This window comes from Chryseobacterium elymi (genome assembly GCF_003385495.1).
In the GTDB taxonomy this organism is placed as follows: Bacteria; Bacteroidota; Bacteroidia; order Flavobacteriales; family Weeksellaceae; genus Chryseobacterium; species Chryseobacterium elymi.
In genome coordinates this window covers 47430-72258 of the sequence record NZ_QNUH01000013.1, presented here as the reverse complement: position 1 = coordinate 72258, position 24829 = coordinate 47430, and the positions used below count along the sequence as shown (strand labels likewise).

Below are 24829 nucleotides of genomic sequence, written 5' to 3'. Positions count from 1 at the left end.
CTGTGAACCTATTTTCAGATTGCAAATCAATCTGTTATTTCGATAATATTGTTTTCGGGATCCAGAATAACACTTTCATAATAGCCGTCGCCTGTTGTACGCGGTTCTCCGGCTATAGTGTAACCGTCTTTTCTTAAAATTTCTGTCAGTTCATCTACTTTTTCTTTGCTGCCTGTCGAGAATGCTAAATGAGTGATCCCATATTGCTGGACATCATAAGAATTTTTGCTTTCCTGAATATCCGGTCTGGTCATGATTTCCAGGCGGCATCCATTATCAAAACTTAAAAAATAGGACTGAAAATGTTTTACGGGATTATGATATTTCTCATTGGAAACGGCTCCAAAATATTTCTGATAAAATTCTCTGACCTTTTCCAGATTTTTTACCCAGAAAGCAATATGTTCAATTTTCATTATGACTAATCTTTTAACTTTTGCTAAAATAAGAAGGAGGTTTCGCAAATACTTCTTCTGTGTTATTCTCTTTTGAAACTGTATTGGCATTACTAAATATTAAACTTCTGATTAAACCTCATAGGTTTTGGAAATCTATGAGGTTTGTTCGGAGAAATTTTTTCCTTTTTTAACCACCCCGTCAACTCTTCGATCTGCCCCCCATCCGGAGGAGGGGAATTTGTACTTAGAAAACTTAGGGTATTGAAATACAAACGTTGAGATGTTACAATCTAAAAGTTGCTATCTTTGTCGCTTCAAAATAACATTATGAGTATTCACATCAGTGCAAAAAAAGGAGAAATTGCCAAAGTAGTATTGCAGCCGGGGGATCCGCTTCGTGCACAATATATTGCTGAAAATTATTTGGAAAATGCTAAACTGGTCAGCAAAACAAGAGGAATCTTTTATTATACCGGTCTTTATAAAGGTAAGGAAATTACTGTAGGAGCCAGTGGAATGGGCTTTCCGAGCATCGGGATCTATTCTTTTGAATTATTTACGGAATATGAAGTAGATACCATCATCAGGATCGGAACGTGCGGAGCCTATACAACAGACCTTAAACTTTTTGATATTTTAAATATTGAAAATGCAGCGAGTGAAAGTACGTATGCAAAATATGCATGGGAAATTGAAGATGAGATTCTTCCTCACCAGGGAAATATCTTTGGAACGATCAATGAAACGGCTCAGGAGCTTTCTTTAGCAACCAAAGCGATCAATGTACACAGCAGCGATATTTTCTACAGAAAAGACCCGAATGTTCCTGCTATTGCTACGAAATACAACTGTCCGGCTGTAGAAATGGAAGCTTTCGGATTATTTGCGAATGCACAATATTTAGGAAAAAATGCAGCGACGATTCTTACGGTAACCGATATTATTCCTACCCACGAAAAGATTTCCGCCGACGAAAGAGAAAAAGCTCTTAAACCAATGATGGAGCTGGCTCTGGAATCAGCGATAAAAAGTCTTTAATAGAAAAGAAGTTAAGCTGCTGTTTCGCAGTTTCGCCATAAAAAAGAGCTTTACCTGATGAGTAGAGCTCTTTTTTATAGTTTGAAAAAATTTCTGGCGGTTTCCGTAGTTTCATGTGCGACTTCTGAAATACTTATCTTCTTTAGGTGTGCGATTGTCTGTGCTACATACGGCAGGAAGGAAGGTTCATTCCGGCGGTTCTGCATTCTCGGCATATTTTTCGGCAGCATGAACGGGGCATCAGTTTCTATCATCATACGATCTATCGGTGTGTATTTTATTACATCTTCCAGCTGTTTAAATCTTTTGTCATCACTTATAGCTCCGGTAAATCCCAGATAAAACCCTTTGTCCAGATAGATTTTAGCTTCCTCCAGCGTTCCTGTGAAACAATGGACAACAGCTTCCGGCAAGTTGGTAAGGTATTCATCTGTAATTTCATTAAATTTTTTAAAAGCTGATCTTTCATGAAGGAAAAGAGGCTTACGAACCTCAACGGCCAATTCCAGCTGGGCTCTGTAGCATTTTTCCTGAATAGGTCTTGGAGAAAAATCCCGGTCAAAATCCAGTCCGCACTCTCCTACCGATACCACATGATTTAATTTTAAAAGGTTTCCAAGTTCCCGGATACTCTCCTGGTTAAAGGATTTGGCATCGTGGGGATGAATTCCTGCTGTAGAAAATAAAATCCCGGGATATTCTTCTGCGATTTCAGCAGATTCTTTGCTTCCACGTACGCTAGTCCCGGTGAGGATCATTTGTTCCACTCCATTATCCAGGGCGCGGTTAACAATTTCTTCGTGTTCATTATAGAACTGTTTATTGGTCAGGTTAATGCCAATATCAATGTATGTATTCATTTGTTTTGTTTTGTATAAAGGACAGATAAGATTGATTTGTATTGTTAATTTTTTGATCTGAAGCTTTATCTCTGCAAAATTATCTGCACGGTACGCAATCTTTTTACGCAAGTAAAGTTTATATGCTATTCATTGATAAATTTTTCCAGGAAACCGATTAACTGTTTTCCTCCGTGGCTCCAACGGATCCCGTGACCTTCTTTTTCCCTGGCTTCAAAAACAAGCTCATGTTTGTAATGATAGAAAACATTCCACCAGGTTCTGTTGTCCAGAATATGGCTGATCTTTTCCATGACTTTTTCCTGTTTCTGGAGATTATTTCCTTTGATCTCGCCCCAAAACTCATCATCCATTCTTCCGATATGTTTTTCCCAGGCTCTCTGCGCAATGGTAATTTCGCAGTTAAAAGGTTTCCGGCAGGCTTCAAGCAAAGTATCTTTCAAAGGTGGAACAGCATTTTCATCACGAACGCTGGTAGAAGTCAGGCGCTGTCCCAAAATATTCAACCAGTGTTCAAAAGGTATTTTTTCAAGATGAGCTGCTTTTACCTCATCAGTATCCTTGTTTTGAAATATATTGATAAAAAGCTCAAAACTTTCTTTTCTGTCTGTTTTAATTTCTTCATTAAAATATGGCTGCTCCCATTCCAGACTCTTGTTCTGAAATTTCATGATATTATTTTCCATAGTTTGTAGATGCTCTCTGGCAAGAACAGCCCGATATTTTTCTTTCCAGGGATCTGAAATTAATGAAATACAGGATTTAAACATATCCATTTACAGATATTTTATAAGATTGATATACAGAATAAAGATTGTTTACAAAGCTCTGAATTACATCAATTCCTTCCACCATTTTTTCCAGGTTATTTCTCCCAGCTGATCGAGATCTGTTTTTTCTCCGATCATAGGAAGTGTAACCGGAATACCATTTTCTTCTGCATATTTTGAAACAAGCTCCAATGGCTCAAACCATGGATGCTGGGCTAATTTAAATTTAGAATTATGTACCGGAATAAAGTTTTGGGCTTTGATTTCCTGAACTTCTTTGATGATCTGCTCCGGAAGGCTGTGAATGTAAGGCCATTTTTCATTGTACTGACCGCATTCCATCACCGCAAGATCAAATGATCCGTACTTCTCCCCGATCTCTTTAAAGTGATCTCCGTAACCGCTGTCACCGCCTAAGAACAATTTTTTAGATGGAGTCTGTAAAATAAATGATGTCCACAGGGAGATATTCCGGTTCAGAAGTCTTCCTGAGAAATGTCTTGCAGGAGTCAGTGTAATGGTGAAGCCATCTGCTAAATGAATGATGTCCCACCAGTTTTTTTCAATAATTTTTTCTGAATCCCAGCCCCAGTACTCGAAATGCTGCCCTGTCCCCAGTCCGCATATCACCTGACCTACTTTGTTTTTAAGCGTCTGAACAGTGGAATAATCCAGATGATCCCAATGATCATGGGAAATCAGGAGGAAGTCTATATCCGGCATATCTTCCGGTTTGTAATGATCTGATCCCGGAAAAGCTTTTATGGAACCGGGCATTGGTGAAGCATTGCCACTGAAAACAGGATCTACAAGGAATTTTTTGCCATCGATCTGGATAAAGTAAGAGCTGTGCCCGAACCATACAAGAACATTTTCTTCCGGTTTAAGGTTTTTCAGATCTGTGATCACAAAGGGAATGGATGATTTCGGACTTGTATTCTCAACTTTGCATAGTGCCTGCAGGAGTAATTTAGTCATGCTTTCTCCTTCCAGTAATGCAGGTGTGGGAAGTATATTCTGAAATTTTCCGTTGGTATAGTTGGTCAGCGTGCTGAAATAGGTTTTTCTTTTTTCGTTGGGAAACTGCCCCATTTGTTTCTTTAAATTCATTATCACTGTTTTTATGCTCTGAATCCTGATCATTAAAATGTATCAGATGAATAAATATAAGAATAGATTTCTTATTTATATGAATCAACGAATAAAGGAAGTATTTTACTTTATATCGTCAAAGATCTTCTGTACAATAGTCTGTAACTGCCTTGCATTAAACAATAAAGCTGATTAGCCTGACACCTCTTATGGAGTATGATTTTCAATAAAGATAACGGTATCTGTGAATTTTTCATTTATTTTCCCGATGTGATGTAACAAACCTCCTTTAATAACTGTCTTATTGGTGAAATATCACTTTGAATGAGAATAATTATATCTTCCGCTGCTCTATTAATCGGTTCTTTAGCATTTGCACAAGTAAAAAATGACACCATCAAGGAGAAGGAAAATCAGATTGAGGGGGTTACATTAACAGCCAGAAAACCGACTGTAGAATCTAAGGTGGACAGAACAGTGTTTAATGTATCCAACAGCTCTATCCTTGCAGGAAATACAACCTGGGATGTGCTTAGAATGACGCCTTTGGTGAGTATTGATAATAATGATGCTATAAAAGCGGAAGGTGAATCGGTGACGGTCTACATCAACGACAGGAAATCTGTTTTTACAGGGAAGGAATTAAAGGAATATCTGAAAACCATTCCTGCGGATAACCTGATGAAAATTGAGGTGATCACAAGTCCGTCATCCCGTTATGAAACAGCCGGATCGGTCATCAATATTGTACTCAAAAAGAGAGACGATGAAGGAATGAAGGGCAGTGTAACCTTCAATAACAGACAGAATACTAAAAATTCACAGTATACGAATCTTAATCTTAATTATCATAAGAAAAATTTCACACAAACCTTTGTCGGAAATTACGGTGACAATACATGGGCACAGAGAAGTCTATACATCAACTCTTTATATAAGGATAATGATGTTACCCAAACCAACAATGAAAATATAAGCAGAAATAAAAGTCCTTCTCTTTCGTCTACCTCTGAATATGAACTGAATGATAAAAATAATATAGGGCTTATTCTTGAATATTATCAAAGTAAAAGTTCCACATCATCGGATTCTGACTTTATCAGATCGAAAAATGATGTGCTGTTTGATTCTTACCATCAGGATCAGGATGCAACAGGGCGTTACCGGACGCTGGGAACCAATATCTTTTATAAATATTATGATAAAGAGAAAAACAGGATATTAGATGTCAATTTAGGAACCAATTATAATTCTCAGGAAAACAGAAATGAGTTTTTAAAAACATCTAACATAACACCGGCTGTGAGCCTGTTAGGCCTGAATTCTCATGAACAGACTCGAAATTATTATCTGAAAGTAGATTATACACAACCGCTTGGAAAGGGCGGAAACTTTGAAGTGGGTGGAAAAATGGATTTCAACAACAATGTGATCCCGAATAATGTGTCCGGAAACAATGCAGATAATCTCCGTCCGAAGGATGTTTTCCACTATGAAGATAATATCAATTCCCTGTATGTGAACTACAGCAAAACTTTCTTCGAGAAGCTGGAAACAAGAGTGGGAGTCCGTTATGAACATATTGATTATAAAATGAGACAGGATGTAGCCGGTACGGAAAGAAAAGATTCTTACGGTACTTTACTTCCCAATCTCTTGGTGAAATATTCTTTTTCGGATAAATATGATCTGAGTCTGACTTATAACCGTAATCTCTGGCGCCCCTGGTATTCGGAGTTTAATCCGTTTCTTGTGCCTACCAATGACGGAACATACTCTCGAGGAAATATGGACCTGGAGCCTAACCCCAGTCACAGGCTCTATATGAAATTCGGAATTCTGAAAAAGTATTTTCTTTCGGCCAGATATATGTACACTGACAGGGATTACTGGACATCTATTGCGGAGGAAAATGGAAGAACGGTTACCCTACCTGCTAATTTCAACGGAAAAGTACAGAAGTATTATCTGTTTGCGAATACCAACCAGACTTTCCTGAAAAATAAAATGAACGTGAATGTAGGAGTCGGATGGTATTATATTGACAATCATGATTTCAACGAGGTTAATGACCTGAAGGGTAAAAATTATATAAGCTATCTGGGTGCTTCAGCGAATCTGTCGTACACCAACCTGTTTGATAAAAACATTAACCTGAGTGCCTGGGTAGAGCTATCCAACCAGAACAACGGAAATTCCTATGCAAATAAAACGAATATTTTCCACAATATCTCTGCTACCAAAATATTCCCTAAAACGCAGATGGAAGTAAGCCTTCAACTGATGAATATTTTCAGCAGACCCAATTTTGATTCCACCAGCTTCAGCCAGGTCGGAACCACCAGAAGTTCTACAAGATCTGACTGGTATGGATTTTCACTCACTTTTGTGAAACGTTTTGGAAATCAGAAGGTAAAAGGAAATACCAAAACGGATGTTGAAAAAAGCAGCGGCGGAGGAAAATAAAAGGAAGAAAATCATTGCCGGCAGACTATTTACAAACGAGATAAGCAAACAAAATAATAGCTAAAAAAGACACTTGCGTTGATGTAAGTGTCTTTTTATTATATTTTAAGGATATCCTTAGTTCAGGATTTCATTCATCTGTGTTAAAATAATGGGTTTTCCATCCGTCACCACAATGGTATGTTCGTGCTGTGCCATATAACCGCCTTTGTTTCCTACCATAGTCCAACCGTCATTGAGCTCTACAGCAAGGTTTGAAGATGTTGAAATAAATGTCTCTATGGCCACCACAGAATTCTTTTTGAACCGTCTGGAATCGAAACGGTTTTTATAATTAAACAGCTCATCAGGCTGCTCATGTAAGCTTTTCCCAACACCATGCCCGGCAAGATTCTTAATTACTTTAAAACCTCTTTTCTTAGCTTCAGTCTCCATAAGAAATCCAATATCAGCTATTTTTACGCCTCCTTTTATACTATTGATGGCTTTTTGTAAAATATCTTTGGAAGCATCTACCAGTTTTTGGTGGGAATTAATATCTTTTCCAATAACAAAAGAACCCCCGTTATCTGCCCAATATCCGTTGAGTTCTGCTGAAACATCAATATTAATCAGATCTCCTTCTTTTAAAATCCGTTGATCAGTTGGAATACCATGACAAAATTCATTATCCACACTGATACAGGTCCAACCCGGAAAACCATACGTTAAATAAGGAGCTGATTTTGCCCCAAAATCTGAAAGAATCTTCGCCCCGTATTCATCAATTTCTTTTGTTGTCATACCGGGTTGGGCATAATTAATCATTTCTTTTAAGGTATAGGCTACAGCTTCACTCACTTTCTGCATTCCTGCCAATTCATGTTCATTCGTTATTGACATGGCTATTTCTTTTTGGTTATACGTGGAAAATATTTTTCAGGAGTTCAATAAATACCCCTTGAAAACGACAAAGTTAAGGATTTGAAATATTATTTATCTCGCGCAGAAGCGCATTAAGTTTATTTTAAACTAAAAATATTAAATTAAGAAAATTTCAAGGGAAAATCTAAAAATGATCAAGGAGGATAAGATGTTTCAATGAAGAACAACATTGTGGAGAAAGCTTCTGCTGTGCCAATAGTACTGTATTTGCCGACCGATAGATTCTACTTATTACTAATTGAGCTGTAATCAAGCATGTGCTTCAAATAGTACCTCTGAATGATCAGAGGGCTTTTTCATGAGATTCAAAAGCTTAGTTTGTTCGAGTACTCCTGTACCATAGTTCGCTATAATTTATTAAGTAAATAATAATTAATTAATTTTGAAAATAACACTTATTTTTTAAGTTGTTTAATACAAAAACTAAATGCACAATATAAATACAATGCGTAAATTTGAACATTATGCGCAATAAAAAAATCGTATGTCCACACTGAAACAGATAAGGGAACAACAGAATTTAACTCAGGAAGAACTCTCTGAAAGATCAGGTATTTCTGTCAGAACAATTCAAAGGATAGAGTCAGGAATTAAACCTAAAGGACATACACTTAAAACGCTTTCTAAAACTTTAGAAATACCCGAATACGAATTATTAAATAAAGCAATAGAACCTGAAGCCGAAGTAGCAATTGAAGAATCAGTACAAAATCCTGAAGATCATTCTATAGATTATTCAAAAGCTAAGCTTATCAATTTTTCTTCTATTCTATTTGTCATTCTTCCTCCCCTTAATATTTTGGTTCCTTTTATTCTTTCCAGCCTATTAAAACAGAAAAATTTTATCACAAAACAGATCATTACCCTTCAGATTTTTTGGACTGTTCTGGCACCTATTATTTTTATGCTGGGAATCTTTTTAAAACTTGGACGCTCATTTACAATGGTATTAATTACCCTGATTGTTTTATCCAATATTTTTCTTATTCTTAGGAATACGGCCGAAATAGACAGAAATAAAAAGCTTCGTTATAAACTGAATTTCAATATACTATAATTTCGCCGGGCAATTGTCGGGTTTTTGTCGGGTTGATTTTTTGGCATTGAAATGTCTAATTTTCAATCTTTACAGAAAATTATAACAATGACAAAAATTCGTTTTTTACTGCTCCTTATTTTTATATTCTTATCTCAAAAAACTGAGGCACAGGCAGGCCCGTCGAGCGATCTTTACAAAACCATTTTAGCCAAGGACAGTCTGCTTTTTTCCATAGGTTTTAATACTTGTGATATTAAGCAATATGAAAATTTATTGAGTGAAAATCTAAAATTTTATCATGATAAAGATGGAATCTCTGATAAAGCAAAATTCTTAAATGACTTAAAAAACGGACTTTGCAAAAATCCTGAAATTCGTCAGGTGAAAAGAACTCTAGTAAAAAGAAGCACAGAAATTTTTCCCCTTTACAAAAATGAAATTCTTTATGGTGCTGTTCAACACGGAGCACATATATTCAACGAGGCTCCCGGGAGCGAACAAGGCTTTGCCAGGTTCTCGAATGTTTGGGAACTGGAAAATGGAGACTGGAAGCTGACAACATCTTTAAGCTTCGGTCATCGACCTTATTCACCGCAACAAACTGAGATTTCAATTTTTGATAACAACATCGCAATAGAAAGCTGGCTGAAAGAAAATAATATTAAAACCCTTGGACTAGGAATTATTGAAGAAGGAAAGTTAAAGCAGGTAAAAGTTTTCGGAGAAATTAAAAATGGAATTTCAGCACCTTACAACACGATTTTCAATGTTGCTTCCCTTACCAAACCGGTCACGGCAATGGTTGCCCTGCAATTGATAAATTCAGGTCAATGGAACCTTGATGAACCTCTCTATAAATATTGGACAGATCCGGATATATTAAAAGATCCCAGAAATAAGAAACTAACGACAAGACTTATTTTGAGTCATCAAACCGGTTTTCGAAACTGGAGGTGGCAAACGGAAAATAAAAAACTAAAATTTGAATTTGATCCCGGCACAAAATACCAGTATTCCGGAGAAGGATTTGAATATCTGCGAAAAGCACTTGAAGATAAATTTAAAAAACCACTGGAGCAATTAGCAGCAGAACTCGTTTTCCGTCCATTAAACATGAGTAATACAGATTATGTCTGGAGTAAGAATACGGCAGAATCCAGATTTGCAATTGGCTATGATAAAGCGGGAAAACCATACGAAATTGTCAAAAATAAAACAGCAAATGCAGCTGATGATCTGCATACCACCATAGAAGATTATGGAAATTTCCTTGTCAACATTTTGAATGGTGGAGGCTTAACAGAAAATGTTTATCAGGAAATGTTCAAAAAGCAGGTTAAAACCAAAGAAAACAAATACTTTGGATTGGGTTTCGAAATATATGACCTCGGAAAAGGAGATTTTGCCATTTCTCATGGCGGTTCAGATTCCGGAACACAATGTATCACTTTCTTACTTCCAAAAACTAAGCAGGGAATTCTCATTTTCACCAATTCCGATACAGGCTATAAAGTTTATGAAAAGCTTCTTACCCATTATTTAGGAGAAAACGGGAAAAAACTTATTGAGATTGAAACCAAATAAAGCCCATCTTATTATTAAAAGGTAAGACGGGCTGCTGTTAAATATTAATAAATATATTTTGCATCACTCTTTCTCCAAGTGACCAAACTCCTCTTGGGATATTCCAAGCTTCTCGCTTCTGCTAGGATGTTAAACTTTAAAAGTATTAAAATCATGTAATAACAAAGGTGATAATTCCAACAAATAGATTCTTAATTTATTTTTACAGATAAATTACCATCTAAGATTCTATAATATATAAATCTTAGAGTATTCTAACATAAATAACAATTATGTGAAATAAAACACTAAAATATTAAAAATAAAATTATACATTAGCGTAAAACTAAACCAAAACTCACACAATATGGATACTGAAAATTTTAGTACCCTTGAACTCCTTCGCCAGCAGTTCAGGTACCCATTCCCTACATTAAAAAACCCCAATGCCGAACAATTACAACAGATCACTGAAAATCAATGGATCGACGGAGAATATCTCTGGTTGTATGAGCAGAACCCCGACCTTCGGAAAAAGTACAAAAAAACCAAAACAGCACATATTGCAGCCCAATGGTTTCCAACAGCACCACCTGAACGGTTCAAACCCATCTGCAGGTTAATGCTATGGACTCTGTACAATGATGATCTCTATGAAGAAAGTGAGCCGGAAGATATCGGGTATGTACACACCCAGTCTATTGCGATATTGAAAGGTGAAATAACTGCTAAGGATTCAGGAATACCTTTAGGACCTATGCTAGCTTCTTTAAGAGAAGAACTCCTGGAATTTATCCCACAGGAATCAGTTGCCCGTTTTACGCAAATGATCAGTAGGTATTTTACAGGATTAGAAACGGAATTAAAATACAAGAAAAATAAAGCCTATCCCAGTGTGAGCGAATGTATTGCATTGCGTGAAAATTCTATCTGCCTCTATCCCTTTCTACAGCTTACAGAGTTAGAAACAGGAATAGTGCTTCCGCCGGAGATTCACGCACATCCAGTAATCATTCGCCTGCAAACACTTGCCTGCCATCTGGTTACTTTTTTTAATGAAGTACAATCTGTACTAAAGGATGAAGTAACTGGCAGTATTTATTACAATATCGTAAAAGTGATCCAACACGAACGGCAGATGTCCCTCAAAGAAGCTTGTATTGAAGATTTACGTCTTCACAATGAAGATCTGAAAGAATTTTTAGAACTACAAGCCAATCTTCCTGATTTTGGGATCTGGCAGGACGCGGTAGTCAACTGGGTACATTATATGAGCATGGTACTGAGCGGATGGAAAAATATATCTACAAAACTGGATCGTTATACCGCAGCTGAATTTCCTGGAGCAGCAGAACTAAAAGCAAAGCTGAATCAGGTTCAATAATACTTTGTATAAGAATATTTTTAAATTAAAAATATTCTATCATAACACCAAACTATCAAACATCAATTTATCACTTTAATTTAAAAAAATGAAACCAGAAGATTACAACCCGTCGAATTACCTACCTCAAGGTTATTACCCTTGGCCAGATAAAATCAATCCGAATGTGGAACAAATGGGTATTGATTACAGAAACTGGATTGATACTGATTATGTATATTTATCTGAAAATATACGTGAACGATACAAGAGCATGAACCTGCACAGGTGTTCGGCAAGAATGTATCCTTATGCAAGTTATGAGCGCGTAACACCTATGCATCGGTATGTCGTTTTCCATACCATATTTGATGATCAGCTTGAATATGCAACCGAAGAAGAAGTCAGTAAATATTGCGAGCGACTCGTAGCAATATTCAGGGGGGACAGCCTTACTCCGGAAGATCCCGGTTATTTCATCCAGGCCGCCAAAATCAGAGATGAATTTCGCGCTTTTATGCCTGATGAATGGATGAAACGCTTGGCAGATACTTTTTACACCGTTACAAGATATGGTGCCCAAGAAGAGGCAACTTATAAGGCAACCCAAACAGTACCTTCACTTGCATTGTTTAAAGTAATCCGCGAATATTCAATTGTAATATTTCCTTATTTCTATCTGGTTGATGCAGAGTTTTGCACCTTTTTAACAGAAGAGGTAGAACGCCATCCTGTAATACAACGTGTTCGATCCCTATGGTCCAGAATTATTGCCTGGCAGAATGATATCCAGGGATTGAAAAAAGAACTCAGCAAGGATACCGAAGTTATGAATATCGTTATCGTCTTACAGCGAAACTATAACTTGTCATTAGAAGATGCCATGACTGAAGCCATGAAAATTCATGATGATGATCTTGCAGAACTTGTTGCTTTACAGGAAGATCTTCCTGATTTTGGGAAGTACCAGGAACAGGTAAAACAATTGTTCCTAGGCTGGGGCAGTCTGATACAAGGTCTGAATACTTTTTACCTGGTAGATACAAATCGTTATGATCCCGAATGCTTTGCATGGCCGGATAGGGAAACTGAAAATACATCACTTTAGATTATAACTGATCTCATCACAAAAATTATAGATAATGATTATAATGTTTTAGAACTATTTTTTTAGTGATTATCAAATTCCTCCGACAAACGTTGCAGGAATTTTTATTGCATTTCGGAGTGTAAGAGATTATAATATCTCGAAATTCAGCAACTACCAGACAACAGTAAAAACTTCTCCACCCAGATTTTTAGAGAATAACAATGAAAAGGGGGCTTTATTACTTTCATATTCAAAAATAAGGAAAAGTTAGAATAGGAAAAATTGTGTTACCTATGTGTTACCCATCACAAAACAAAAGCACCTACATCTCTGTAAGTGCTTGATTTAAAAAGTGGTCCCACCTGGGCTCGAACCAGGGACCACCTGATTATGAGTCAGTCTAGTATATTTATCAATTACGTTCATTTCTTTTCATTTAATTGGTTTCCAATAATTTAATCAAATTCTAATTTTTATTCAATTTCAATCATTTTCATCCTTTTATACAAAATGTTGCAGTATTGTTGCAGCAGAAACTTAATCTTATTTTTAGGATGTAAGAATGTAATTATTGCAATTCCTGTAATTTGGTATTAAATATTCAATCAATTATCTGATAAGCATTTCACAATAATCAATAAACTTAAATAGACGAAAAAACCTGTTAATAAGGTCTTCCAAAACTCTTTATCTTTAAGAACTATAGGCATTGGTCTATAATCATCCAAAGGACTTTTAAAACGATCTCCTTCATTGATGAAACGAATAAGGCTACCTAACACCAAGCTTAGGAAGACAGAAACAATGATCAATACTGGTATTACCAGTATCAGAAGTAAATATTCCATGTATGATATAGATTAATTGATTTTATGACAAACAGCTTCAAATAGCCCTTCACTTACTGAACCTGGTACAATTCTTCGTGTAATATTCGAGAACCTTTCATCTCGATTAATAAGTTTTCCAATAGAGTTATACTGTAATACTTCTCCTCCTGTATAGGCTTTTCCAGTGCAATCAAAGTTCATATACTCCAAGTAATACCCAGTATCAATTTTCTTTAGTTTTCCATTCTTACCCTTTGTTTTAGAGGTATAGTTATACTTCACCCAAACATCTACAGATATGATCGTCTTATCAAATAGCTTCTGGGACTTGTCAACCTTTACATAATATCTTTTACCGTCTACGGATGTGGTTACGTATTGAAAACCTTGTTCATCCAACGTTTTGTCATATTGAGGAATATATATTGAATCAACTGCTTGCTGACCGAACATTGAAATTGATAATAATAAGGCTGTAATAAATAGTAGTTTTTTCATAGTGTATTTTAAATGTTAAATTAAAAATTGTCATATATGACATTTATTCAGGCAAATATATCCAGTTTCTTTGACTTGTCAAATAAGTCAAGTTGGAAAAATCTGAGATTCAAATAATCGTAGGAAAAAGAATTAAGGAATTGAGAATACAAAAAGGTATCACTCAGGTTGAACTGGTGGGCAGAATGAGAGGTGAAATTGATCCTACTAATATTTCCAGAATGGAATCCGGCAAAACTAATATTACAATTTATCAGTTATATAGACTTAGTGAAGGGTTAGAAATTCCAATGAAAGATTTCTTAGATTTTGAGCTACCAGAAAAATAAATTTCAGCTATTAATACTAATCCAAACAAATTTTAAAATCAATAAATACTGCAAAATATGTCCTATCTGTGTAGTACATGCGCTAGTTTGAACTATAAAAAATTATCTTCTTTGTTAAGGCTATAATAATCGTTTCTTGTAATAATTAAATGATCCAAAAGTGTTAAATTCAGTAAATCACAAGCCTTACTTAACTTTTCAGTTATGTTTTTGTCTGAATTGCTTGGCGTGAGGCTTCCACTAGGATGATTATGTACCAGTATCAGTTGAGTAGCATTACATTTAAGAGCTACAGCTAAAATAATTCTTATATCAACTACTGAACTATCTATACCGCCTTTGGAAACATCGAAAATACCCAAAACGAAATTTCCTTTATTCATTAAAATTACTTTACATTCTTCTTGAAATTCAATGATATTAAGATTCCAATTCTTAATAATTAATTCATAAGCCTCCTTATGGCTAGTTATTCTTACTCTTTGTTGGTTAGTCGTGTTATAATTGACTGATATTTCCATTAATTGATTCATATATTTATAATGCTAGGGTTAAAAAATGCCAAAGTGCCGGAATATTTGAAAACTATTTCTTTTACTCATGATCCACTTTGAAGTAAGCAGATTCTAAATTTTAAGATTTGAAGTTTTACAAAAATTCGGCACTTTGGCACTTTGTATGTTGAGTGAAGCTGCTATGCTTCTGTCAATACATGTTTTCCATTTCTTGAAAAGGATTCAACATCACTAGCAAAGCTATTGGTTATCTGTTCCTTAACAGTATTTTCTTTTCCTGGTTCCTGCGGTGAATACACAAATCTGTGATGAAGTAAAATCACTTCCCCTGTATCTTTAACAGTATACTCATAAGGGTTACATTCCTGCTTAATAATACTTCCTTGCATCTGAGTACCCATCAGAGCTTGACAAGTAACCTCATCAAATGTTGATGTGATTGAAGCTTTCTTAGATGTAGCATAGAATTGTCCCGTAGTTTGGCTCATAACCATTTCAACACCTCCCTGAACTTCTAGTACATAGAATGTAGAATCGTCTTCTTTTTGTCTTTTTTTGTAGTTGATAATTGTTACCATTGTTTTTGATTTTTAAGTTAGATAAAACACCAGGAACAAAAGAATTATGAGCAATAGTATATCAGCTATCACCTTGATTGTATTACTGCTTGCGAAATTTTCTCTTTATTTTACTGGTGGGGGGATACTTCCACCCTCCAAAATCGGTGGGGGTATTATACAGGGGGACTCACAAAAAAATAAATATATTTTGATATTTTTTTGAAAATTAAAATAAGATTAGTAGTAAGTTGGAAGCGATAGCTTTTAGTTAAGAAATATAAATTGAGAAATCTTTTGTGTAATATTGATATAACAGATGCTATTTTAAATTTGAGATTTTAGTGTTACTAATAATTTACTAAAGGTTATTTCTCTTTTAGCCTTATTATTAATGTCACATTCCCAAATTATTAAAACATTCCATCCCAATTTTTTTAACTCATTATAATTAGACGAATCTCTTAAAATATTTTTAGAAATTTTCTCTTCCCAAAACTCTATTCTTGTTGCAGGCAACTTGGCCTTTTTACAATTTTCATGTCCATGCCAAAAACATCCGTGAATAAAAATAACTGTTTTATATTTTGGTAAAACTATATCTGGTGTACCAGGAAAACGTTTGTCGTTTTTTCTAAATCTAAACCCATTTGCAAATAGAAACTTTCTGACTAATATTTCCGGTTTTGTTTCTTTTCCAGATATATTAGACATTATTTCAGACCGTTTTTGCGCAGAAAATATATCAGACATTTGTATATTTGGGTTTATGAGTAAGATTATACCACAAAAATCATTCCTTCATGACTAGAGATTATTGGATATTTAAAACCGTAGCGGAAGTAGATAGGTCATTTCAAACTATTGATAGCTACGAAGATAGTATAAGTGAGTATTATAATTATGATAGTCTGGTTCCTAATTCAAAACAAATTAAGAAAAACGACATTGCAATTATTACAGATAAAAAAAAGATACTTGGTTTTGCAAGCATTGCTTACATTGATATATCAAAAGGGGAAAAAATAATTCGTAGATGTCCTCAATGTCCAAGTACAACAATAGATTCACGCAAAACAAAATTTCCAAAATACCGGTGCAATAAAGGACATGCATTTGATATTCCTCTAGAGGAACCTAAAGTTGTAACAAAGTTTAAAGCTGTTTTTAATACTTTTCTACCATTTAAAGGGCAAAGGGAAGATCTTTTACAAATTCGTCCGTTTTATACTAAGGGCTACAATCAAAACATGTCCATGCAACGGTTAGATTCAAAAGTATTTAAACTTTTTGGTGACATTGAACAAAAATTACAATTGGATTCCTACAATAATATTTTATCTCCGGAGCAAGGATACGTAAAAGAGGAACAATCTCCTTATACTGTTAAAATGAAGGATGAAAGAGAGATTATTTTACAAGCAATAAAGCTTAGAAGGGGGCAACAAAGCTTCAGAAAGAAATTACTTGAGAAATATAATCGAACATGTATTATAACGGGATGTAATGTAGTTGACATATTAGAAGCTGCACATATTAAGCCATATAGAGGAGAAAACGACCACCATCCAAACAATGGATTGCTATTAAGAGCTGATATTCATACTTTATTCGATCTGAATCTTATTTCAATTAATCCTTCTACGTTTGAAGTTATAGTATCTGATCTTCTTATTAATTCAGAATATATAAAATATAATAAACAAAAATTATCATCTACAGTAATTGAGTCATTATCAGGAGATGCTCTCAAATTTAAATGGAAAACTTTTTTAAAAAACATGAATAATGAATGATTATTATAGAACAATATTGGATGGACAAATAAAAAAAGCATTATCAGATGCTAAATCAGCAATACAGCTAAAACATCCATATTTAACCGGAAGACTCCGGGAAATTGTTTTACATCAATTATTTGAACCGTTATTGAATAATAATTATTCTATCGGTAATGGTAAAATTATTGATTATGATGGCAATATATCAAGTGAAATAGACATATGCATATATAGTAAAAATCTACATCCTCCAATATTTTTTTCAACAAATGATAAATTAGGACTTTTCCCTATTGAGTCAGTATTAAAGACTATTGAAGTTAAATCAGTTTTCAATATGAGGAATTTGAAAGATACTTTTGCTAAATTTAATGATTTGGACCAAAAATTAATCTGTACCCCAGCGCTACATGATGAAAATAATTACGCAATACCTACACATTTTATAAAGCCTCATTATTCATTATTTACGTTTGACATTAACCAGAAAAATTACAAACCTGAAAAAATTTTAGAGATGTATAGTGATATAGATGAGAACTGGGAAACTCTGCCACTTATTAGTAGTATTTGTATTGCAAATAAAGGCTGGTTGTGTAATACTCAACAAGGCTGGATACATAAAGCGTACAATGATAATAACACCAACGACGAAATTGTTGGCTTTCTAACGACCATGATTAATGACTTACCTAGAATCGAATTAAGTAGAGGTAATCCTCAAATTGGGTACTATCTTTTTGATGCTATTAATATTGATAAATTTATTGATAGAAAATTCATAAATAAACCTTGGGGAGAAGGAAAATATATTATTAAAAATAAAGAATTAGAAAATCATCAACTTATCTATCAAGTCTAACAGAAATTAATCGGTTTTTAATTAAAAACCGATTAATATGGTCTTATTTCTTCACAAAATCTACACCTACACGTACTGGATGTCCAAATGCATGATTAGCTATACGCTGAGCATAATTCTGCTTTAAAGTAAATACATAATTTAACGAAAGTGATAACGGACATTTGTCTAACCAATCAAAGGCCGTTAAAGCATTACTTTTAATCTCAGGTTCAGGAATATATAATTGAAAAGGTTTTATATATTCATCATTATTCCAATTTATTGAAATCTCTTCATTAATATAAGAAATAAACCCTCCGTCACCTTTTTTGAATGCAGATTCTAATTTCAACTTTTGTCCCTTTACAAAATAATATTTAAAAGATATATTACTTTTGTTATCTCTGATTATACAATCACATAGTGCAGTAATACATAAGTAATAATTTTTATTTTCATCTATTAGTATATCGCCAAAATTCAAAAATTTATCTCCATTTATTTTGGCTCCATTATAAAAACAATTTATTAAAGCCAAATTTTCATTTTTAACATTCTTTATAATTGGTTTGAAAGAATCTAAAAAAGCATCATCAAGCATCTCTAAACTTGTATTAGTTAAGTTCAATTTAGCATTCTCAAGCAATAAATCTTTTAAAAAATCATCAAAAGAAGGCTTAGCCCCTAATGAATTTATTTGTTTCCTATGAAACATAAAAGTATTTAACGAAATATTTAAAATCTCAGGATTTATGAAAGCTCCCTTTTTGGAAAATTCATTTTGCATGTCCAATCCCAAAATTTTAAAAAAGCTTTTATCTCTCTCTTTTGATATATGCTTAGAAAAATTTTTAATTAATTGAGTTGGCTTATTTACCTTTTTCTTTAAAATTGAAATTATTGTATTATTAATAATTAAGCTATATTCATCTCCTATTTTAGAAATAATCTCTGAAGAATAACCTAAAGGAATCTCTGATTTTGGTAAACCATTATTTATTGACAAAGCCATTGGTATTAATGCTTTTTTGTCTTTTAAATCGGTTATCGCTACAATATTATTCCAAATTGTCGCATCAATACCTTTTATTTGTCCTATAAACCTCCCCTCTGGTGCACTTACATCAATTTGCTTAACCAAATTTACAACATCATCATTATGTTCGAAAATAGATCGTACAGTATCCAGTTGCTCTCTTGAATATCCTGAAAAAAAAGACTCAATTTTTTTAATTATAGAATCAAAATCAGGACTTGAACTATATATACAACAAAAGTGAATATGTGGTTGCTTAATAATATTATCCAAAAGTTTTAATGCGGAATGATTTAAAGCGTCAGTATCTAGATCCCAGTCTAGTAATACCAAGTCAATATCATCAAAAAGGTACTTTTTTATAGGGTTATCTAATGGTAAATCTTCTTCACCTGGTGAAAACTTATGGATATTAAGGTTAATCCCCTCACTTTTTAAATTATCATATAATTTTTTGGAAATTACATGCTCCTCTATACTATCGTTATATCGATTTTCAAATGGATTCCATGCCTTTTCGTCAATATAGACAACTGATTTTATAGAATCTTTAATAATTTTATGAGCTTTAGAGTTATATATTTGAGTTTTGGTCATGGTCACTATTTTGATAAAGTTTTTATAATAAAGCAAGCACCCCCTAAATAATTATATTCTTGTTCATTTGATGCTTCTATGTCGTAATAATTTTCGTTAAGGCTTTCTTTAGCTAAGTAAAGGCCTATGCCTCTACCACCTGGACGATTAGAATGAAAAAGGCCAAATATTTTTGAAAGTCGATGTTCTTCTATTTTTTTCCCCGAATTTAGTATCAGTATTTCTTGGGTGTTTTTAAGGTAATCAAAACGAATTTCTTTCCTTTCTGCATTTCTCATCCAGTAAATCGCATTGTTAACAATATTTATAATTACAGTATAAAGTGTTGGTTCTTTAATTAGAATAATATGTTTGAAAAATGAATTACTATATGTGATTTCTATTTTATCATCAGACAATTGTTTTCCAAAGAAGTCTTTAACATAGCTTATAACATTAGCTCCAGGGATTTCTTTAATGCTGCCTCCGTTTATTCTATATAGGGGAGACAAAAGATCATATTTATCTTCCAAAGTCCGGAATGTACTCTCAAGTTGTAAATATTGTTTATTTTCAATAAAAAGATTGTTGCCATCTAAATCTTCGAGCAATCTATTTATACGTGCATATAAAACATTAAATTCATGATCAATAATTTCCACAGCGATTCCTAATTGTGCCGTTTCCTGAATCATTGACCATTGTTGGAGCATTTGATCATATCTGGCTTTATAAGCTCCTTGTAATAACTCTTCATCAATATCGAAGTTCATTTTTTCAATATGTTCGATGAATGGAATTAACGTTTTATTTAATTCATCCTTTCTTTGATCGAAAAATAATTTTAAAGCTCTACTCTGCTCTGCTATGTCTTTCTTTGTTACGATTTGTTCAATAGCATTATTTTCAGCTATTTTATAAGTAGATAAAATATTTGAAGAACGATCTTCATATTCTTTTTGAGTATCTTGAAACTTTACTTTTAATCTTTTAGAATACTCTAAGACAATACTTTCCAGTTCACTTCTATAGACTTCAGCATTTTTTGTAAAAGCTTGTTTTAATTCATGAAGTTCAAGTTTTTCATTAACCTTCTTCATCACTTTAATACTACTTTTCTTAACATTCTTATTAAAAGCAAAAATTTGCTCTTCATAATTATTAAGCCTATCTAATTGTAAATCTGTAGGTTTATATCTTTTAGGCATTTCAGGAAGCAAAGATTCGAATTCTATATCTAATTTATGTAGTTCATCTAATAAATCTTCAATATCATTGTAAGTACTATTTGCTAAACTAATCTTTTTTTCAATTTCATTAAGTATACTTAGATATTGCTTCTCATAATTTTTAAAACGGCTAGGATATGCAGACAAAGTACGACTAAATAATTTTTTTTCTTCTGTTTCTCGTTTTTTATCATCAGCAATAGCCTGGCTTTCCTCATTTAATTTCTTTTTTTCATCTAAGAATATAGATTCTTCAGCTTTATCTGAAAAATAATCTTTTGCAACTTGAATAAAAAAAGCGATTATATCAGATTCGAATGCAGAATATGGATCATTATTAATTAATCCTTCCCTACTGGATTTATCTTTTAATTCAGGGTTTTCATCTCTTGAGATTCCAAGATAACCAAACATACGACGGTAAGAAAAGAAATATGTTCCTATACGCTTATTTCTTCGTTCTTCAAATTTTAAAAAATCCGCATTTGGCCTTCCATATGGTAATACTCTGAAGTTATCTCTATAAATATACAAACCTCCATTTCTAGTTACTTTATCATTTATCTTTTTGAAAGCAGTTTCACTAAGCTTTGAGTCTATTAATTTACCTTGACTATATCCTAATTTTATAAATACATTTCCATAGTATTTTCTTTTAAACTTCCTTCTATTAGAATCATAATCATATGAAATAACTTTATCATAGATTTTAAGCGATCCATTGAATTCCCCATTACCATTAAAATTACCTTCAATTAAAATATCTGCAAAATCGTAGTCTTCTTTTGTGAAAAACTTAGCTTCTTCATTAAAAATTTCTTTGTCTTTTCCTAAAGTTTGATGTATATAAAAATAGGTATTTACTTTATTTTTTTCATTTTTTGCCAGTATAAACGGATTAAAGAATCCCGATAAACTAGATATAATAAAATCTCTATTTTCTCTCAAATCATCCTGGTTCTCCTTTGCCAAATCAAGTATTTGATCAATAGGCTCAAATATTAAAAATTTAGTACCATGCGAATCTTTTAAATTATCAAAGTTGTTAAGAAGTGTATTTGTTATTTTATCAGAAAGCTTAGCTTTTGCAACTGAATTAATAATTTCATTTTTTAATTCTTCTTGATTATCTTCCCATATAATATTTCCTTCTGAATCTTCTTTCTTATCAAAGTTTTTTAAAAATTCTTTTTTAAGTTGCAGAAATATTTTGCCAAAATCACTTTCTGATGTTAGTGAGGCTACGGGAATATTAATATCATCTAAATACAAATTAAAATTCTCTAATAAGCGCCAATCAAAAAAAAGTAATTGTAAAGGAAATCCGATTCTTTTTGTCAACATCAACATAGGGTTTCCTAAAAAAGCAACGGAAAGACGACCAATGCCTTTTTCACCAGCTTTAACTCTAGGTTTTTTCCATAGTGTTTCTTTATCTGGCTTAATCTCTAATAAGGCCCTACTTTTAGAATCTGTCCCTAAAACAAGCCATTTATCCAATATATCTGATTGAGACATTCCTTTGCCATCATCCGTGAGAAGAAATAAATCATTTTCCAAATCAGCATATTCTTTTTGGAAAATTTCAGCAGTTAAATTATCCGCATATGCATCATAGCCATTTTTCCAAAGTTCTATAATTGCTGTTGGTAAATCAGCAATTTGTCCTTTCCCTAATAAATCGACAGCTCTAGCCTTTGTTCTAAATTGCATTGTTATAATTTTGAATTATCGCTTTACCAATCGCCGTTGCATATTTTGGTGGCACGGCATTACCAATCATCCTTGCAATATTTGCTGTACTTGTACCATCGAATTTATATGTTAAAGGAAAGGATTGCAATGTTGCTCCTTCCCTAATTGACAAAGCTCTATTTTCTTCGGGATGTACAAATCTACCGTTAGAAATACTAAAAAATTTTGTTGTAATTGTTGGAGCAGGTTTGTCCCACCATAATCGACCAAACGTATCCTTAAAAGAATCATCTTTACCAACAAAACAATCCAATTGTAATTCCGGATCATCTGCAAAGCCTAATCTGTTCCCCCCATTTTTTTCAACCTTTTCAAGTCTTTTTTTGTTGATTTCACTAATATTAGGAACTGAATGAAGAAATTCTGATTCGTCTTTATGTCCAGGCTGAATTTTTGGAAACCCATTTCCTACCCCTAAAACATCTTTTACTAAAGGTTTTTCACCTTCCATCTCTATAGGTTTAATCTCATCCTGAGATATACGAGTAGCTATCAAAGTAAATCTTTTTCTGTTTTGAGGAACTCCATAATCATTCACATTGTGGACTTTAAAATGAGGATTTTCATAACCATTACTTTTTAACCACTCAATAAAACCATTTAAGCCACTTTCCTCTTTACGTCGTAACACTCCCGGAACATTTTCAACAACAACATATCCAGGACGAAAATATTTAACAAATCGAGAAAACTCTACTAATAAATTTTTTGATTTCTCAGATTTTGCTTTGTTTGTATTAATTATGCTCCAAAATTGACAAGGACTGCAACCAATTAAAACAAGTTCATCATCATTTCTTTTTAATGAAAGTCTATTTTCAAGCTCAGTTTCTTTTAAATCAAATACATCGGCATGGACAAATTCAGCGCCTTCTATATTAGCTTCATAAGTCTCCTTACAATTCTTATCAAAGTCTATTCCAGCAAGAATCTGTATCCCTGCACTTTGCATTCCATAACTCATTCCTCCTCCGGAACAAAAAAAATCTACCGCTTTTAATTTATTCATTTTAAAGTGAAAACCTTAGTTAACAAATTTAATACTTATAATCTCCACATAATTACGGGATTCCGTAATTATGTTTTGTTCAAAAATATACCTTTTATCAATACAAAAAAACATCAATTCCCAATTGAAAAAAATGTTTTTAAATTTCCTAAAAATATATCAAAAAATAATCCGTAAAAATACGGTATTTATTGAGTTTGAGACTTAAAATTCTATATATTTCTTTACTACTGTTTCTATTCTTTCATCTGATAGTGCTTGAAACGTTGGAACTTCACCTGCACCAAAAGCTATTTCAAGAGAAAATTTAGCTATAGTTTCGTCGGTAGGAATTCTTTTATTAATCTTTTTGTACTCAGTTACAAATAAATCTTGGATTCTCTTGATTTCTCCTACAACATATTCTTCCTTACAGTAGGAGTCAATAATTTTTTTTCTTTTTGTATTAGCTATATTTCTTATTATAAATGTATCTTCATAATAGTTAATATCTTTTTCTGATATATCGTCATTTAACCCATGGTAATTCTGGATTTCCGAGAATAATGGTTTATTACTTGAATCCTCAAAAAATTCAATTACAAAATCACACAAAAAGAATCTAAAAGGATTATTTGTTTTTGGAATAAAAATTAAATTGGAGCTGGATTCCTCTTCTGGTGTTTCCAAATAATTTACTATAAGTGGATATTTAACAATTTCTTTTATAAAAGATCCACTCAAACCTTTCTCATACCCTAAACATCCCTCGTAAATATATTTTCTTAAATCTTCTTCAATAGCTTTATTAGGCAAGCACCAATCATTATAGCTATATGACGAAGCTCTCCAAATCTGTATATAAAAATAAAGTCTTATAAGAATATTGTTTGGATATTCATAACTATAAATACCATTATCACGAATGTTTGTTAATATTTTTGATGAAAAATCACTCTCAATAATACCGAATAGTTTTTCACAATTTGAGCAATATATATTGTCAACAACGGCACCGTTAGTATTATTTTCAATTTCGTCATCAGTCAATTCACGACCTAAGACTTCAGCCAAATTATCAGGTAGCACTTTTCTTCCAACGAAAAGACTTTTTTCTCCAGATTGAGAGAAACCAAACATTATCTCTCTGTCCCTACCGTTCTTACCTTGTTCATTTATACACTTGCTAATAAGAGAATGTGTAAAAATATGTGATCCCGTTTGGTTTGCTTCATTTTCTTTACAAAGTAAACAATTCATATAGTTCAAGTTATTAGTATTTACATTT

Annotated in this window: 22 protein-coding genes; 9 read left to right on the top strand and 13 right to left on the bottom strand. The window is 33.2% G+C overall.

What is annotated here, in order from left to right; translation table 11 throughout:
* Positions 1-26: 26 nt before the first annotated feature.
* Positions 27-416 (bottom strand): VOC family protein, encoded by a 390-nt coding sequence (locus DRF60_RS15160; protein WP_116012855.1) that lies wholly within the window; start codon positions 414-416, stop codon positions 27-29.
* Positions 417-725: 309 nt separating this feature from the next.
* On the opposite strand from DRF60_RS15160, the gene deoD reads away from it, so the two are divergent.
* The gene (deoD, locus tag DRF60_RS15155) at positions 726-1436 is read left to right on the top strand and encodes a purine-nucleoside phosphorylase (RefSeq protein ID WP_116012854.1); all 711 of its coding nucleotides are present in this window, start codon (positions 726-728) and stop codon (positions 1434-1436) included.
* Between the two features lie 74 nt (positions 1437-1510).
* Here deoD and DRF60_RS15150 read toward each other — a convergent pair whose 3' ends face one another.
* The 3 genes from DRF60_RS15150 to DRF60_RS15140 form a co-directional block, all read right to left on the bottom strand.
* Positions 1511-2296, bottom strand: coding sequence for a TatD family hydrolase (locus tag DRF60_RS15150; RefSeq protein WP_116012872.1), 786 nt, complete (start codon positions 2294-2296; stop codon positions 1511-1513).
* Positions 2297-2421: 125 nt separating this feature from the next.
* Positions 2422-3072, bottom strand: a complete 651-nt coding sequence (locus DRF60_RS15145) for a hypothetical protein (RefSeq protein WP_116012853.1) — start codon at positions 3070-3072, stop codon at positions 2422-2424.
* A 57-nt stretch (positions 3073-3129) separates the two neighbouring features.
* Positions 3130-4176: an MBL fold metallo-hydrolase gene (locus DRF60_RS15140; RefSeq protein ID WP_116012871.1), complete on the bottom strand. Its 1047-nt coding sequence runs from the start codon at positions 4174-4176 to the stop codon at positions 3130-3132.
* 306 nt (positions 4177-4482) lie between these two features.
* Here DRF60_RS15140 and DRF60_RS15135 point away from each other — a divergent pair, with 306 nt between their 5' ends.
* The gene (locus DRF60_RS15135; protein ID WP_116012852.1) at positions 4483-6624 is read left to right on the top strand and encodes an outer membrane beta-barrel protein; all 2142 of its coding nucleotides are present in this window, start codon (positions 4483-4485) and stop codon (positions 6622-6624) included.
* Between the two features lie 117 nt (positions 6625-6741).
* Here DRF60_RS15135 and map read toward each other — a convergent pair whose 3' ends face one another.
* Positions 6742-7506 (bottom strand): type I methionyl aminopeptidase, encoded by a 765-nt coding sequence (gene map, locus DRF60_RS15130; protein WP_111959080.1) that lies wholly within the window; start codon positions 7504-7506, stop codon positions 6742-6744.
* A 526-nt stretch (positions 7507-8032) separates the two neighbouring features.
* Here map and DRF60_RS15125 point away from each other — a divergent pair.
* The 4 genes from DRF60_RS15125 (at position 8033) to DRF60_RS15110 (ending at position 12621) form a co-directional block, all read left to right on the top strand.
* Positions 8033-8605: a helix-turn-helix domain-containing protein gene (locus DRF60_RS15125; protein ID WP_116012851.1), complete on the top strand. Its 573-nt coding sequence runs from the start codon at positions 8033-8035 to the stop codon at positions 8603-8605.
* Positions 8606-8692: 87 nt separating this feature from the next.
* On the top strand, positions 8693-10171 hold the full coding sequence (locus DRF60_RS15120; RefSeq protein WP_116012850.1) for a serine hydrolase: 1479 nt from the start codon (positions 8693-8695) through the stop codon (positions 10169-10171).
* A 346-nt stretch (positions 10172-10517) separates the two neighbouring features.
* The gene (locus tag DRF60_RS15115) at positions 10518-11534 is read left to right on the top strand and encodes a terpene synthase family protein (protein ID WP_116012849.1); all 1017 of its coding nucleotides are present in this window, start codon (positions 10518-10520) and stop codon (positions 11532-11534) included.
* Positions 11535-11709: 175 nt separating this feature from the next.
* Positions 11710-12621: a terpene synthase family protein gene (locus DRF60_RS15110; RefSeq protein WP_238640222.1), complete on the top strand. Its 912-nt coding sequence runs from the start codon at positions 11710-11712 to the stop codon at positions 12619-12621.
* 842 nt (positions 12622-13463) lie between these two features.
* On the opposite strand, the gene DRF60_RS15100 is transcribed toward DRF60_RS15110, so the two are convergent.
* Positions 13464-13931 carry a surface-adhesin E family protein gene (locus DRF60_RS15100; protein WP_116012846.1) on the bottom strand — a complete coding sequence of 156 codons (468 nt, stop codon included), beginning with the start codon at positions 13929-13931 and terminating at the stop codon, positions 13464-13466.
* 92 nt (positions 13932-14023) lie between these two features.
* On the opposite strand from DRF60_RS15100, the gene DRF60_RS15095 reads away from it, so the two are divergent.
* Positions 14024-14260, top strand: a complete 237-nt coding sequence (locus tag DRF60_RS15095) for a helix-turn-helix domain-containing protein (protein WP_116012845.1) — start codon at positions 14024-14026, stop codon at positions 14258-14260.
* Positions 14261-14352: 92 nt separating this feature from the next.
* Here DRF60_RS15095 and DRF60_RS15090 read toward each other — a convergent pair whose 3' ends face one another.
* The 3 genes from DRF60_RS15090 to DRF60_RS15080 all read right to left on the bottom strand — a co-directional run bounded on the left by DRF60_RS15090 (position 14353) and on the right by DRF60_RS15080 (position 16085).
* On the bottom strand, positions 14353-14793 hold the full coding sequence (locus DRF60_RS15090) for a JAB domain-containing protein (RefSeq protein ID WP_116012844.1): 441 nt from the start codon (positions 14791-14793) through the stop codon (positions 14353-14355).
* Between the two features lie 161 nt (positions 14794-14954).
* Positions 14955-15353: a hypothetical protein gene (locus tag DRF60_RS15085; protein ID WP_116012843.1), complete on the bottom strand. Its 399-nt coding sequence runs from the start codon at positions 15351-15353 to the stop codon at positions 14955-14957.
* A gap of 306 nt (positions 15354-15659) precedes the next feature.
* The gene (locus tag DRF60_RS15080; RefSeq protein ID WP_116012842.1) at positions 15660-16085 is read right to left on the bottom strand and encodes a very short patch repair endonuclease; all 426 of its coding nucleotides are present in this window, start codon (positions 16083-16085) and stop codon (positions 15660-15662) included.
* A 50-nt stretch (positions 16086-16135) separates the two neighbouring features.
* On the opposite strand from DRF60_RS15080, the gene DRF60_RS15075 reads away from it, so the two are divergent.
* Together DRF60_RS15075 and DRF60_RS15070 are read left to right on the top strand one after the other, a co-directional pair.
* The gene (locus tag DRF60_RS15075) at positions 16136-17128 is read left to right on the top strand and encodes an HNH endonuclease (protein WP_116012841.1); all 993 of its coding nucleotides are present in this window, start codon (positions 16136-16138) and stop codon (positions 17126-17128) included.
* A complete protein-coding gene (locus DRF60_RS15070; RefSeq protein ID WP_116012840.1) occupies positions 17121-17975 on the top strand; it encodes a DUF6602 domain-containing protein in 855 nt (284 codons plus the stop codon). Before DRF60_RS15075 ends, DRF60_RS15070 begins: the two co-directional genes overlap by 8 nt.
* A gap of 43 nt (positions 17976-18018) precedes the next feature.
* Here DRF60_RS15070 and DRF60_RS15065 read toward each other — a convergent pair whose 3' ends face one another.
* The 4 genes from DRF60_RS15065 to DRF60_RS15050 all read right to left on the bottom strand — a co-directional run bounded on the left by DRF60_RS15065 (position 18019) and on the right by DRF60_RS15050 (position 24801).
* The gene (locus tag DRF60_RS15065; protein WP_116012839.1) at positions 18019-19590 is read right to left on the bottom strand and encodes a response regulator receiver domain; all 1572 of its coding nucleotides are present in this window, start codon (positions 19588-19590) and stop codon (positions 18019-18021) included.
* A 5-nt stretch (positions 19591-19595) separates the two neighbouring features.
* The gene (locus tag DRF60_RS15060; RefSeq protein WP_116012838.1) at positions 19596-22511 is read right to left on the bottom strand and encodes an ATP-binding protein; all 2916 of its coding nucleotides are present in this window, start codon (positions 22509-22511) and stop codon (positions 19596-19598) included.
* Positions 22501-23562, bottom strand: coding sequence for a DNA cytosine methyltransferase (locus DRF60_RS15055; RefSeq protein WP_116012837.1), 1062 nt, complete (start codon positions 23560-23562; stop codon positions 22501-22503). Before DRF60_RS15055 ends, DRF60_RS15060 begins: the two co-directional genes overlap by 11 nt.
* A gap of 204 nt (positions 23563-23766) precedes the next feature.
* A complete protein-coding gene (locus DRF60_RS15050) occupies positions 23767-24801 on the bottom strand; it encodes a hypothetical protein (RefSeq protein WP_116012836.1) in 1035 nt (344 codons plus the stop codon).
* Positions 24802-24829: the final 28 nt, after the last annotated feature.

What these genes read in the sequence shown, in the direction of transcription:
- DRF60_RS15160 (WP_116012855.1), bottom strand. Translation starts at nt 416, where the DNA reads ATGAAAATTGAACATATTGCTTTCTGGGTAAAAAATCTGGAAAAGGTC.
- deoD (WP_116012854.1), top strand. Translation starts at nt 726, where the DNA reads ATGAGTATTCACATCAGTGCAAAAAAAGGAGAAATTGCCAAAGTAGTA.
- DRF60_RS15150 (WP_116012872.1), bottom strand. Translation starts at nt 2,296, where the DNA reads ATGAATACATACATTGATATTGGCATTAACCTGACCAATAAACAGTTC.
- DRF60_RS15145 (WP_116012853.1), bottom strand. Translation starts at nt 3,072, where the DNA reads ATGGATATGTTTAAATCCTGTATTTCATTAATTTCAGATCCCTGGAAA.
- DRF60_RS15140 (WP_116012871.1), bottom strand. Translation starts at nt 4,176, where the DNA reads ATGAATTTAAAGAAACAAATGGGGCAGTTTCCCAACGAAAAAAGAAAA.
- DRF60_RS15135 (WP_116012852.1), top strand. Translation starts at nt 4,483, where the DNA reads ATGAGAATAATTATATCTTCCGCTGCTCTATTAATCGGTTCTTTAGCA.
- map (WP_111959080.1), bottom strand. Translation starts at nt 7,506, where the DNA reads ATGTCAATAACGAATGAACATGAATTGGCAGGAATGCAGAAAGTGAGT.
- DRF60_RS15125 (WP_116012851.1), top strand. Translation starts at nt 8,033, where the DNA reads ATGTCCACACTGAAACAGATAAGGGAACAACAGAATTTAACTCAGGAA.
- DRF60_RS15120 (WP_116012850.1), top strand. Translation starts at nt 8,693, where the DNA reads ATGACAAAAATTCGTTTTTTACTGCTCCTTATTTTTATATTCTTATCT.
- DRF60_RS15115 (WP_116012849.1), top strand. Translation starts at nt 10,518, where the DNA reads ATGGATACTGAAAATTTTAGTACCCTTGAACTCCTTCGCCAGCAGTTC.
- DRF60_RS15110 (WP_238640222.1), top strand. Translation starts at nt 11,710, where the DNA reads ATGGGTATTGATTACAGAAACTGGATTGATACTGATTATGTATATTTA.
- DRF60_RS15100 (WP_116012846.1), bottom strand. Translation starts at nt 13,931, where the DNA reads ATGAAAAAACTACTATTTATTACAGCCTTATTATTATCAATTTCAATG.
- DRF60_RS15090 (WP_116012844.1), bottom strand. Translation starts at nt 14,793, where the DNA reads ATGAATCAATTAATGGAAATATCAGTCAATTATAACACGACTAACCAA.
- DRF60_RS15085 (WP_116012843.1), bottom strand. Translation starts at nt 15,353, where the DNA reads ATGGTAACAATTATCAACTACAAAAAAAGACAAAAAGAAGACGATTCT.
- DRF60_RS15080 (WP_116012842.1), bottom strand. Translation starts at nt 16,085, where the DNA reads ATGTCTGATATATTTTCTGCGCAAAAACGGTCTGAAATAATGTCTAAT.
- DRF60_RS15075 (WP_116012841.1), top strand. Translation starts at nt 16,136, where the DNA reads ATGACTAGAGATTATTGGATATTTAAAACCGTAGCGGAAGTAGATAGG.
- DRF60_RS15070 (WP_116012840.1), top strand. Translation starts at nt 17,121, where the DNA reads ATGAATGATTATTATAGAACAATATTGGATGGACAAATAAAAAAAGCA.
- DRF60_RS15065 (WP_116012839.1), bottom strand. Translation starts at nt 19,590, where the DNA reads ATGACCAAAACTCAAATATATAACTCTAAAGCTCATAAAATTATTAAA.
- DRF60_RS15060 (WP_116012838.1), bottom strand. Translation starts at nt 22,511, where the DNA reads ATGCAATTTAGAACAAAGGCTAGAGCTGTCGATTTATTAGGGAAAGGA.
- DRF60_RS15055 (WP_116012837.1), bottom strand. Translation starts at nt 23,562, where the DNA reads ATGAATAAATTAAAAGCGGTAGATTTTTTTTGTTCCGGAGGAGGAATG.
- DRF60_RS15050 (WP_116012836.1), bottom strand. Translation starts at nt 24,801, where the DNA reads ATGAATTGTTTACTTTGTAAAGAAAATGAAGCAAACCAAACGGGATCA.